12 protein-coding genes and 2 pseudogenes are annotated in these 10721 nt (G+C 67.5%); 10 read left to right on the top strand and 4 right to left on the bottom strand.

Going from position 1 to position 10721, the window contains the following annotated elements; genetic code table 11:
• The 4 genes and pseudogenes from JHC57_RS18135 to purE form a co-directional block, all read right to left on the bottom strand.
• Positions 1–269, bottom strand: a pseudogene (locus JHC57_RS18135) (peptidase M19); the annotation flags it as partial.
• A gap of 4 nt (positions 270–273) precedes the next feature.
• Positions 274–765 carry a dihydrofolate reductase gene (locus JHC57_RS18140; RefSeq protein WP_294031789.1) on the bottom strand — a complete coding sequence of 164 codons (492 nt, stop codon included), beginning with the start codon at positions 763–765 and terminating at the stop codon, positions 274–276.
• On the bottom strand, positions 762–1841 hold the full coding sequence (locus tag JHC57_RS18145; RefSeq protein ID WP_294031807.1) for a 5-(carboxyamino)imidazole ribonucleotide synthase: 1080 nt from the start codon (positions 1839–1841) through the stop codon (positions 762–764). The genes JHC57_RS18140 and JHC57_RS18145 overlap by 4 nt, the downstream gene beginning before the upstream one ends.
• Positions 1841–2338 carry a 5-(carboxyamino)imidazole ribonucleotide mutase gene (gene purE / locus JHC57_RS18150; protein WP_294031792.1) on the bottom strand — a complete coding sequence of 166 codons (498 nt, stop codon included), beginning with the start codon at positions 2336–2338 and terminating at the stop codon, positions 1841–1843. The genes JHC57_RS18145 and purE overlap by 1 nt, the downstream gene beginning before the upstream one ends.
• A 190-nt stretch (positions 2339–2528) precedes the next feature.
• Between purE and JHC57_RS18155 the strand changes: the two genes are divergently transcribed.
• From JHC57_RS18155 to JHC57_RS18200, 10 genes and pseudogenes are all read left to right on the top strand, one after another.
• Positions 2529–3173 (top strand): GGDEF domain-containing protein, encoded by a 645-nt coding sequence (locus JHC57_RS18155; protein WP_294031793.1) that lies wholly within the window; start codon positions 2529–2531, stop codon positions 3171–3173.
• A gap of 52 nt (positions 3174–3225) precedes the next feature.
• The gene (locus JHC57_RS18160) at positions 3226–3555 is read left to right on the top strand and encodes a hypothetical protein (RefSeq protein ID WP_294031795.1); all 330 of its coding nucleotides are present in this window, start codon (positions 3226–3228) and stop codon (positions 3553–3555) included.
• Between the two features lie 44 nt (positions 3556–3599).
• Complete coding sequence (locus JHC57_RS18165; protein ID WP_294031797.1) at positions 3600–4154, top strand: TMEM165/GDT1 family protein; 555 nt, start codon at positions 3600–3602, stop codon at positions 4152–4154.
• A gap of 114 nt (positions 4155–4268) precedes the next feature.
• Entirely contained in the window at positions 4269–4730 is a 462-nt protein-coding gene (locus JHC57_RS18170) for a DNA starvation/stationary phase protection protein (protein WP_294031798.1), read from the top strand.
• Positions 4731–4997: 267 nt separating this feature from the next.
• Positions 4998–5573: a MarR family transcriptional regulator gene (locus JHC57_RS18175; protein ID WP_294031799.1), complete on the top strand. Its 576-nt coding sequence runs from the start codon at positions 4998–5000 to the stop codon at positions 5571–5573.
• An 8-nt stretch (positions 5574–5581) separates the two neighbouring features.
• A complete protein-coding gene (locus JHC57_RS18180; protein WP_294031801.1) occupies positions 5582–6250 on the top strand; it encodes a DUF4166 domain-containing protein in 669 nt (222 codons plus the stop codon).
• Entirely contained in the window at positions 6243–6644 is a 402-nt protein-coding gene (locus JHC57_RS18185) for a thiol-disulfide oxidoreductase DCC family protein (RefSeq protein ID WP_294031802.1), read from the top strand. The genes JHC57_RS18180 and JHC57_RS18185 overlap by 8 nt, the downstream gene beginning before the upstream one ends.
• Complete coding sequence (locus tag JHC57_RS18190; protein WP_294031804.1) at positions 6641–8308, top strand: SDR family oxidoreductase; 1668 nt, start codon at positions 6641–6643, stop codon at positions 8306–8308. The genes JHC57_RS18185 and JHC57_RS18190 overlap by 4 nt, the downstream gene beginning before the upstream one ends.
• Positions 8309–8396: 88 nt before the next feature.
• A complete protein-coding gene (locus tag JHC57_RS18195; protein ID WP_294031806.1) occupies positions 8397–10559 on the top strand; it encodes a prolyl oligopeptidase family serine peptidase in 2163 nt (720 codons plus the stop codon).
• Positions 10559–10721 (top strand): annotated as a pseudogene (locus tag JHC57_RS18200) (GAF domain-containing protein); the annotation flags it as partial. The gene JHC57_RS18195 and the pseudogene JHC57_RS18200, both read left to right, overlap by 1 nt.

Here is a 10721-nt window from a genome sequence, read left to right on the forward strand (position 1 = left end):
AGCGCGACATTGCCGTCCTCGAGGCGCGGCAGGTCCATATGGCCGCGGTCGGCGCGATCGAGGAAGTTCCGGCTCCACAACAGGGTGTCGCTGTGCAGATCGACGATCGTCAGCGTCCGGTGCAGCGCCTTTGCACGTTCGCTGACTTGCGGCAGCGGCTTGCCGTCGACCTTGTTCATCCCGCGCTCGATCATGCCGGGGGCGAGGGCGAAGAAGGCGAGCGCGGCGACCGCGACAACGAGCAATATGCCGATCAGCCAACGACGCATGGGCCTATTTCCTTGTCAGCGTGACGAAGCTGTATGCCGGGCGGCCGGCGTCGTCGGCGGGATGATCCTCGCGCGCCGTCTCGTGCCAGTCGGCCGCTGCCGGATAGTCGATCGCCGCATCGCCCTTCGGTTCGAGCGCGACTTCGGTCAGTTCGATGCGGTCGGCGAGCGGCAGGAACAGGCGATAGATCTCGGCGCCGCCGATCACCATCACATGCGGCGCGTTGGCGAGTTTCAGCGCCTCCTCGATCGTCGCGACGGGTTCGGCGCCCTCGTCCTGCCAGTCGGGGTCGCGGGTGAGGACGATATGGCGGCGGCCTTCGAGGATCGCGGGCAGGCTGTCGAAGGTCTTGCGCCCCATGATCATCGGGCGCCCCATCGTCAGCTGCTTGAACCGGCGAAGGTCGGCGGGCAGGTGCCACGCCATCTTGCCGTCGGCGCCGATCACGCCGTTGGCCGCGCGGGCGAGGATCAGCGTAATCTCCGGTCGGTTCATGCGGGAGAGGCTCCAACCCAGGTGGCGTGGCCGAGTTTGCGCCCTTCGCGCACCTCGGTCTTGCTGTAATGATGGACGTGGCAATTTTCGTCGGCGAGCAGCGCGGGGATGTCGGCGATGCCGGCGCCGATCAGGTTGCGCATCGCGACGGGCAGCGCGCGGGTCGCGGGGCTGCCGAGCGGCAGGCCGGCGACGGCGCGGATATGGTTTTCGAACTGGCTCGCTACCGCGCCCTCGATCGTCCAGTGGCCGCTGTTGTGGACGCGCGGGGCCATCTCGTTGAACACGGGACCGTCCTTCGTCGCGAAGAATTCGCCCGTGAGGACGCCGACATAATCGAGCTCTTCGGCAATCTTCGCCATCAGCGCCCGCGCTTCGCCCTGCTGGTCGGCGACGATCTGCGGCGGCGGCAGGCTGGAGGTCGCGAGAATGCCGCCTTCGTGCACGTTGACCGGGCTGTCCCAGAAACGCACCTCGCCGTCGATCCCGCGTACGAGGATCACCGAAAATTCATGCGCAAAGGTCACGAAGCCTTCGAGCACCGCGGCGTGACGGCCGATCGTTTCCCAAGCCGTATCGGCGTCGGCGGGTGTCATGATGCGCGCCTGTCCCTTGCCGTCATAGCCCATGCGCACCGTCTTGAGGATGGCGGGAGCACCGATTTCGCCGAGCGCCGCATCGAGCGCGGCGCGGTCGGGCACCGCGGCGAAGGGGGCAGGGCGACCGCCCAGTCCCGCGACGAAATTCTTTTCCTCCAGCCGGTCCTGCGCGATCTTCAGGCCCGCGGCGCCGGGGCGCACCGCGACATGCCCCGACAGGAAGCGCACCGTGTCGACCGGCACATTCTCGAATTCATAGGTGACGACGTCGCACGCCGCGGCGAAGGCGGCGAGACGCGGCTCGTCGTCCCACGCCGCCTGGCTGTGGTGCGCGGTCACCTCGGCCGCGACGCTTTCGGCGTCGGGGGCATAGATATGGACCTTGTAACCGAACTGTGCGGCGGCAACCGCGAGCATGCGGCCGAGCTGCCCGCCGCCCAATATGCCGATCGTCGAACCGGGTGGCAGCAAGGCGATCAGCCTTCGCGAACCGGTGTGGGGGCGACCCCGGCCGTCTGCGTCTCGCGCCATGCGTCGAGTTTTTGTGCCAGATCGGTGCTATTGTTGGCGAGCAACGCCGCAGCGAACAGGCCGGCATTGGTCGCGCCCGCCTTGCCGATCGCAAAGGTCGCGACGGGGATGCCGCCGGGCATCTGGACGATCGAATAGAGGCTGTCGACGCCGCTCAGCGCCGCCGACTGGACGGGCACGCCGAGCACCGGGACACGCGTCATCGATGCGACCATGCCGGGCAGGTGCGCCGCGCCGCCGGCACCCGCGATGATTGCCTTCAAACCGCGGTCGGCGGCGCTTTTGGCATAGGCGACGAGGCGGTCGGGGGTGCGGTGCGCCGAGACGATCTGTACTTCGTGCGCGATGCCGAACTCTTCGAGAATCTGGACCGCGTGCGCCATCGTCGGCCAGTCCGACTGGCTGCCCATGATCACACCGACTTGCGGCGCGCTATCGCCCATCACCCGATCCCTCCTGTGGGCGCCGATGAATCGCCGCCGCTCTCCCCCTAGCGGCTGCGCCTCGCGCGGGCAACGCCGCGCAATTGATGTCGGACGCGTTTACCGATTGGTATCAAGTCATGGCTAGGGTTGCCGCATCATATTCGTCGGCATCCGGCCGGCGGTGGGCAGGGTACGCCGGGGACAAGGCATGGATAGCATAGGGGGGGCACGGATCGCGGTCGACCAGTTCGCCGCTGTACCCGTTGACTCCATCGAGGACCAGTTGCGGGAGATACGCCGGGAACGCGACGCGCTGCGCCGCGAAAACCGCGTATTGAAAATCGCCGTCGCCGAGCTCGAACGCGTGTCCGAGCGCGATACGCTGACGCCCCTGTTCAACCGCCGCTATTTCCTGACCGCGATTCACCATCGTATGGCGCGGTTCGAACGCCATGCCGAGCGTGCCGCCGTCGTGTTCATCGACGTCAACCAGCTCAAATATATCAACGATAATTTCGGCCATGCCGCGGGCGACTTCGCGCTGATGGAAATCGCCAAGCGGCTCGCGGGCGCGATCCGCGCCACCGACGTCGCGGCGCGGATCGGCGGCGACGAATTCGGGCTCATCCTCGACCAGTCGAGCGAGGATGGCGCGCGCGCGCAGGTCAACCGGCTGTGCGACGTGCTGACCGCCACGCCCGCCGACTATGACGGGCACGAAATTGCGCTGTCGGCCTGCTTCGGCGTCGCGATGCTGCAGACCGGGATGACCGAATCCGACATCCTGGCCGCCGCGGACCGCGACATGTATCGCAGCAAGCAGAGCCTCGGCGGCCTGCCCGGCCACCGCTAACCCGGCATTAACCGAAAGCGCGCATCGTTCCGGCCAGGACAGGGGGTGGACGATGCGGAACCAGACCGACCCATATCTCGACATCCGGAACCGGATCACCGGCCAGATCGGCGCGCTTGCAGAGGCGTTGCCGCATTGTGCGCTCGCACAGATCGTGCAGGGCATCGACGACATCCGCTGCCTTGCGCGCGACAACGGCTTTACGGCGGTCGAGACGCTCGCGAGCCGGCTCGAATCGGCGGTTGCGGGCGGCGGCTATCGCGCCGCGATCCTGACCTATCTCGACGCGATGAGCGATGCCGCGGGCGCGCCGCGCGGGCCGCTGCCGTCGGCGGCGCAGGAGGCTTGGCTGGCATCGGTCGCCGTACGGCTCGGCCATTGACGCCCGCCGCCTGACCGATCAGACCCGACGTCATGGATGCAATCATGCTTGCGCTGGTGGCGGTGCTGCTTGCCAATGCCGACGGGCGTGCCGGGATCGCGCTGTCACAGCTGGTCGGTGCGCGCGACGACCGGCGCGCCACCGTCGGCATCGCCTTCGGTGCCTTTCTCGTCAATGCCGTCGTCGCCGCGATCGCGGGTGCGATCGCGAACCGGATGATCGGGCAGGGCGTGGCCGCGCTTCTGGTCGCGCTCGCGATGCTTTCGGCCGCGGCCGCGCTGTTGTGGCGGATGAAGCCGGCATCCGATGCGGAAACCGCCACCGCGCCGCCGGTCGTGCTGGCGGGGCGAATGCTCGCCGGCCAGTTCGGCGACCGCAGCCATTTCCTCATCGGCGCGCTCGCCGCGACGAGCGGGGCGGGGCAATGGGCCGCGGCGGGCGGGTTCGTCGGCTGGATACTCGCGATGCTGCCCTTCCTCGCCTTCGGTCCGGCGCTCGCCGAACGTCGCGCGGCACGAAACCTGCGCTGGCTCGCGGCGGCGATCCTCGCGCTGTGGGGCATCCGGACGGGGTTGGGGGCTTTCGGACTGATCGGATAGTCCATCGCCATGAACGGGTTTCATCGTTTTTATCGATGAAGCTCAGCCAAAGGTTCAATGGGAAAGCGCGCGTCGGCCTCGCTATATCGACGAGGCAACAGAAAGGATGCTCCCATGTCCGACAGGAATGACAATGCGCCCGCCGTCGCCGATGCGCTGAATGCGCTGCTTGCCGACAGCTTCGCGCTGTATCTCAAGACCAAGAATTATCACTGGCACGTCCAGGGTCCGCGCTTTCGCGAGCTGCACCTGCTGTTCGACGAACAGGCGGCACAGATTTTCGCGACGACCGATCTGATCGCCGAGCGCGTGCGCAAGAATGGCGCGCCGACGCTGCGTTCGATCGGCGACGTCGGCCGCCGCCAGTCGATCCGCGATGACGATGCCCCGGGCGTCGATGCCGAAACGATGATCCGCAACCTTGCCGGCGACAACAAGACGTTGCTGGGTCAGCTCAGGGAGGTGAAGGCGGCCGCCGAAGCGGACGGCGACATCGCCACGAGCGGGCTCGTCGACGGCTGGGCCGACGAAACGCAGCAGCGCATCTGGTTCCTCGAAGCGACGCTCGGCTATTGAGCGAACGCCCCGGCGGTCGCCGGGGCCGCTTGCGGGGAAGCGGCGTCGCGCAGCGCTGACGGAGGGGAGGCGTCCCCGCGTCACGTCGCTTCGGTGCGCCAACCCCTCCCGCCGCCTTGGGCGGTCCGCCTCACCACAAGCCGGGAGGATCAGGGCAGCTTCGACGGTCTGAAGCTGCCCTGATCCTCCCGCGAGCCCGCGATCCGTCGTTTCGGCCGGACCGCCATAAGGCTTGACTCCGCATCGGCATTGCCTGATATTTCTGTTATGACAGAAATTACCGAATATGAGTCGAAACTGTCTCCCGCGGCCACCGAGTTCATCCTTCATTGGGGCAATCTTGGCGGGCAATGGGGCGTCAACCGGTCGGTGGCGCAGATTCACGCGCTGCTGTTCATCTCCGACCGGCCGCTTCATGCCGAGGAGATCGCCGAGATGCTCGGGCTCGCGCGCTCGAACGTCTCCAATTCGATCAAGGAACTCATCGGCTGGCGCCTGATCGAGCGCGTCCCGCTGCTCGGCGACCGGCGCGACCACTTCACCGCAGAAAAGGACATATGGGAAATGGTCACGCGCATCGCCGCAGGGCGCAAGGCGCGCGAGGTCGACCCCGCCGAGGCGGCACTGAAAGCCTGCGTTGCGCGGGCGGCAAGCGACCCCGGGCTCAGCGCCGATGCCAGGACGCGCCTCGCCGACATGCTCGATTTCGTGACGACGATGGGCCGCTGGCACGACGAGATGCTGAGCGTACCCAAGCCCGCGTTGATGCGGCTGATCAAACTGGGTGCCGGCGTGACGAAGCTGATCAACTGGCGGCCGGGCAAGGGCAAGGACGCCGGATAGGGGGAGCCATGCGGAGTATCGCCGACAAGCCTATCGAAAAGCCCTTCGCCGCGGCGCGCGAGGACGACGAAACGCTCGGCGACGATCGCTTTCGCCGTCTCGTGCCGCGCGCCGCCTGGGACGCGCTCCCCGAAGACGTCCGTCGCCGCTTCGGCAAGCGGCTGTCGGGCAGCGCCGTCGCGACCTACGGCGGCCGGATCGTCTGGACGCGGCTGTCGCGTGCCGGCTGGCTGCTCGCGCAGCTCTGCCGGCCGATCGGCGCGCCGCTGCCGCTGGCGCGGAGCGGTCCCGCGCCGGCGGCGGTGGCGGTGAGCGGGGACCGGGCGAGCGGCGGGCAGAGCTGGACGCGCCTCTACGGCCGCGCGCACGGGCCTCCGCAGGTCATCCACAGCGCCAAAAGCTTCGCCGGCCCGACGGGGCTCGAGGAGCATATCGGCGGCGGTTTCGGCATTGCGCTGACGGTGCATGCCGAAGCCGATGCGCTGATCTTCGCTTCGGACCATTATTTCTGGCGATGGGGACCCGTTCGTTTCCGCCTGCCGCGCTGGCTTGCGCCGGGAACCACGGTCGTGACGCACCAGCATCTGGGCGGCGGGCGCTTCGCCTTCGATCTCAAGGTCGTCCACCCGCGCCTCGGCGAACTCGTCAACCAGCATGCGCTGTTCCGCGATGGCTGACCACCCGATCATCCTGTTCGACGCCGAATGCGTGCTATGTTCGGCCAATGCCCGGTTCGTGCTGCGCCACGACGGGGCCGCCCGTTTCCGCCTCGCGTCGATCCAGGGGGCGGCGGGCGGGGCATTGTGCCGCGAACATGGCGTCGATCCCGCCGATCCGGCGAGCATTCTCGTCGTCGAGGCGGACCGGGTCCGCCGCGACAGCGACGCCATTCTGGCGATCTGCGAAGGTCTCGGCTGGCCGTGGCGGCTGCTCGGCGCCTTCCGCCTCGTGCCCGCCTTCCTTCGCGATCCCGCCTACCGGTGGATCGCGCGCCACCGCTATCGCCTCTTCGGCAAGCGCGATACCTGCTGGGCGGCGCCGCCCGAATATCGGGAGCGTATCCTGCCATGAAAATCCTCATCCTCGGCGGCTATGGCGTCTTCGGCGGACGGCTCGCCGAACTGCTCGCCGACCTGCCCGGCCTCGACCTGTTCATCTGCGGCCGCGATATCGCGCGTGCGACCGCCTTTTGCGCCGCCTATCGCGGCCTTCCCCGCGTGCATCCGCAGCGGCTCGACCGGCGCGCGCTCGCGGGCGCGCTGGAGAGCCTCCGGCCCGATCTCGTCGTCGACGCGTCCGGGCCCTTCCAGGATTATGGCGCCGACGGCTATCGGGTCGTCGAGGCGTGCATCGCCGCGCGCACCGACTATCTCGATTTCGCCGACGGCGCCGATTTCGTTTCCGGCATCGACCGCTTCGATGCGCAGGCGAAGACCGCCGGTATCTTCATCCTGTCGGGGGTCAGCAGCTTTCCCGCGCTCACCGGCGCGGTGCTGCGCGAGATGGCGAAGACGATGGATATCCGCACCGTCGAGGGCGGTATCGCCCCCTCGCCCTTTGCGGGGATCGGGCTCAATGTGATGCGCGCGGTGGTCGGCTATGCGGGCGCGCCCGTCAGGCTGCGGCGGGACGGCAAGGATGGGCATGGCATCGGGCTGGCGGAAAGCCTGCGCTATACCGTCGCCGTCCCCGGCCGCCTGCCGCTGCGCAATATCCATTTCTCGCTCGTCGACGTGCCCGACCTCCGGCTGCTTCCCCGCGCCTATCCGGAAATGACCGATATCTGGATGGGCGCCGGCCCGGTGCCCGAGATATTGCACCGCATCCTCAATCTGCTGGCGAAGGCGCGCGCGCTGTTCCGCCTGCCGTCGCTCGAACCCTTTTCGCGGCTCTTCTACGCCATCCTCAACCGCATGCGGTTCGGCGAGCATCGCGGCGGCATGTTCATCCGTGCGCGCGGCCTGGTCGACGGACGGATGGCCGAGCGGAGCTGGCATCTGCTCGCCGAGGGCGACGATGGTCCCTATATCCCCTCGATGGCGATCGAGGCGATCGTCCGCAAACGACTCGCCGGCATACGGCCCGTGGCGGGCGCCCGGTCGAGCGTCGATGCGCTCACCCTCGCCGATTATGAGGCGCTGTTCGACGGCCGGTCGATCCACACCGGCTTCCGGAACGAAGAACCCGGCGCGCCCCTATACCGCCGGATATTGGGTCCGGCATTCGACCGGCTTCCGGCGATGCTGCAAAGCCTGCATGGCAGCGTCGCCGCGCGGCAATGGCAGGGTCATGCCGAAGTGCGCCGCGGCACCGGATGGCTCGCGCGCCTCGCCGCCGCGATCATCGGCTTCCCGAAGGCCGCGGCGCGCGTGCCCGTCACCGTGACCTTCACGCCCGAACGGGATGGCGAACAGGACGGCGAACGCTGGACCCGCGATTTCGGCGGCCGGCGCTTCGCATCGCATCAGTCGCCCGGAACCGGCCGGAACGACCGGCTGCTCGTCGAGCGCTTCGGCCCGCTCGCCTTCGCGATGGCGCTCGTGATCGAGGGCGACCGGCTCCATCTGGTCCCGCGACGCTGGTCGGCGTTCGGCATCCCGATGCCGCGATCGCTGATGCCGCACGGCCCCAGCTTCGAGAGCGAGGCCGGGGGAAAATTCCGTTTCGACGTCGAAATCGCGGCGCCGCTCGTCGGGATGATCGTCGCCTATCGCGGATCGCTCGAACCCGCCTGAGCGGCATCGAATCCCCTTGCCCGCCCCTTGCCGATGCTTACATACCGGCGCACGATAATTTCCCGACAGCCGATGAGGTCGCCTTGCCATGTCCCGTAAAACCCTGTCCGCGCCGCTCGCGCTCGTTGCCCTTGCCATGACGCCGGCAGCAGCGCAGGCGGCCGACGCCGCAGCCGCGAAACCGGCGGCTGTACCGGTCCTCGCCTATCCCGACACCGTGCGCGGCGATACCGTCGATCCGCAGTTCGGCGTCGACGTCGCCGACCCCTACCGCTGGCTCGAGGACGATGTCCGCGTCAATCCGAAGGTCGCCGACTGGGTCGCGGCGCAGAACAAGGTCACCGACGCCTATCTCGGTACGCTGCCGGGCCGCGACGCGTTCAGGGCGCGGATGACCGAGCTATACAATTACGAACGCTTCGGCCTGCCGACGAAGGCGGGGACGCGCTATTTCTACAGCCGCAACGACGGGCTGCAGCCGCAGTCGGTGCTGTACGTCCGCGAAGGACTGAAGGGCGAGGGCCGCGTCCTCATCGATCCCAACACATGGGCGAAGGACGGCGCCACCGCGCTCGGCGAATGGAACCCGTCGGAGGACGGCAGATATCTCCTCTATTCGGTGCAGGACGGCGGCACCGACTGGCGGATCGTCCGCGTCAAGGACGTTGCGACGGGCGAGGATCTGTCCGACGAGGTCCGCTGGGTCAAATTTTCGGCGCTGGACTGGGCGAAGGACGGCAGCGGCTTTTTCTATTCGCGCTTCCCCGAACCCGAAGCGGGCGAGGCCTTTCAGTCGCTCAACGAAAATCACAGCGTCTATTTCCACAAGCTCGGCACGCCGCAGAGCGAGGATGTGCTGATCCATGCGACGCCGGACAAGCCGAAGCTGAACAACAGCGCGGTCGTCACCGACGACGGCAAATATCTGCTCGTCGTCTCGTCGGAGGGCACCGACGAACGCTATGGCCTGACGCTTCATCCGCTCGGCAAGCGCGGCGCGAAACCGGTCGTGCTGGTCGACGACTATGCGAACAACTGGGAATATGTGACCAACGAGGGCACGCGCTTCACCTTCCTCACCAACAAGGGCGCCCCGCGCGCGCGCATCGTTTCGTTCGACATCAGGAAACCCGCCGAACTGACGCAACTCGTCGGCGAGAACGAGGCGACGCTCGTCGGCGCCTCGCGCGTCGGCAATCGCCTGATCCTCTCCTATCTCGGCGATGCGAAGTCCGAAGCGCGGATGGTCGCGCTCGACGGCAAGCCGGTCGCGAACATCAAGCTTGCCGACATCGGCGCCGCCTCGGGCTTCGGCGGCAAGTCGAGCGATCCCGAAACCTTCTATGCCTTTTCGAGCTATGCGCGCCCGACGACGATCTATCGTTTCGACACGCAGACCGGGAAGAGCGAGATTTTCGCGGAGCCCAAACTGACCTTCAAGCCCGCCGACTTCAGCGTCGAACAGCGTTTCTACAAGTCGAAGGACGGTACCGAGGTGCCGATGTTCGTCGTGATGAAAAAGGGTCTCGACCGCAGCAAGGGATCGCCGACGCTTCTCTATGGCTACGGCGGCTTCAACGTGTCTATGACTCCCGGCTTCTCGCCGACCCGGCTCGCGTGGGTCGACAAGGGCGGCGTGCTCGCGATCGCGAACCTGCGCGGCGGCGGCGAATATGGCAAGGCGTGGCACGACGCCGGCCGCCTCGACAAGAAGCAGAATGTCTTCGACGATTTCATTGCGGCGGGCGAGTATCTGATCGCCGAGGGTATCGCGGGCAGGGGCCAGATCGCGATCGAGGGCGGATCGAACGGCGGCCTGCTCGTCGGTGCGGTCACCAACCAGCGTCCCGACCTGTTCGCCGCGGCGCTGCCGGCGGTCGGCGTGATGGACATGCTGCGCTTCGACCGCTTCACCGCGGGCCGCTATTGGGTCGACGATTATGGCTATCCGTCGAAGGAGGCCGATTTCAGGAACCTGCTCGCCTATTCGCCCTATCACAATATCAAGGACGATACCGCCTATCCGGCGGTGCTGGTGACCACCGCGGACACCGACGACCGCGTCGTGCCGGGGCACAGCTTCAAATATACCGCCGCGCTCCAGCATGCGAAGGCGGGCGACAAGCCGCACCTCATCCGTGTCGAGACGCGCGCGGGCCACGGCAGCGGCAAGCCGACCGACAAGATCATCGCCGAGGCGGCCGACAAATATGCCTTCGCGGCGAAATGGACCGGGCTGAGCGTCGAATAATGAGCTACGCTCTCTCCTTCGCGGCGACAGACCCCGCCGCACGCTGGGCCGAGGCGGGCGACGCCGCCGTCGCGCTCGTCGCGGGCGAGCGCGACGGCATCGCCAACATGGCGAATGTCGCGGCGCTGATCTGGCAGGCGATCCCCGACCTCAACTGGGCGG

The sequence above is a fragment of the Sphingopyxis sp. genome, from assembly GCF_016463645.1.
In the GTDB taxonomy this organism is placed as follows: Bacteria; Pseudomonadota; Alphaproteobacteria; order Sphingomonadales; family Sphingomonadaceae; genus Sphingopyxis.

Excerpts from the sequence above, each read along its gene's own strand:
- JHC57_RS18140 (WP_294031789.1), bottom strand. The coding sequence starts at position 765 with ATGAACCGACCGGAGATTACGCTGATCCTCGCCCGCGCGGCCAACGGC.
- purE (WP_294031792.1), bottom strand. The coding sequence starts at position 2,338 with ATGGGCGATAGCGCGCCGCAAGTCGGTGTGATCATGGGCAGCCAGTCG.
- JHC57_RS18155 (WP_294031793.1), top strand. The coding sequence starts at position 2,529 with ATGGATAGCATAGGGGGGGCACGGATCGCGGTCGACCAGTTCGCCGCT.
- JHC57_RS18160 (WP_294031795.1), top strand. The coding sequence starts at position 3,226 with ATGCGGAACCAGACCGACCCATATCTCGACATCCGGAACCGGATCACC.
- JHC57_RS18165 (WP_294031797.1), top strand. The coding sequence starts at position 3,600 with ATGCTTGCGCTGGTGGCGGTGCTGCTTGCCAATGCCGACGGGCGTGCC.
- JHC57_RS18170 (WP_294031798.1), top strand. The coding sequence starts at position 4,269 with ATGTCCGACAGGAATGACAATGCGCCCGCCGTCGCCGATGCGCTGAAT.
- JHC57_RS18175 (WP_294031799.1), top strand. The coding sequence starts at position 4,998 with ATGACAGAAATTACCGAATATGAGTCGAAACTGTCTCCCGCGGCCACC.
- JHC57_RS18180 (WP_294031801.1), top strand. The coding sequence starts at position 5,582 with ATGCGGAGTATCGCCGACAAGCCTATCGAAAAGCCCTTCGCCGCGGCG.
- JHC57_RS18185 (WP_294031802.1), top strand. The coding sequence starts at position 6,243 with ATGGCTGACCACCCGATCATCCTGTTCGACGCCGAATGCGTGCTATGT.
- JHC57_RS18190 (WP_294031804.1), top strand. The coding sequence starts at position 6,641 with ATGAAAATCCTCATCCTCGGCGGCTATGGCGTCTTCGGCGGACGGCTC.
- JHC57_RS18195 (WP_294031806.1), top strand. The coding sequence starts at position 8,397 with ATGTCCCGTAAAACCCTGTCCGCGCCGCTCGCGCTCGTTGCCCTTGCC.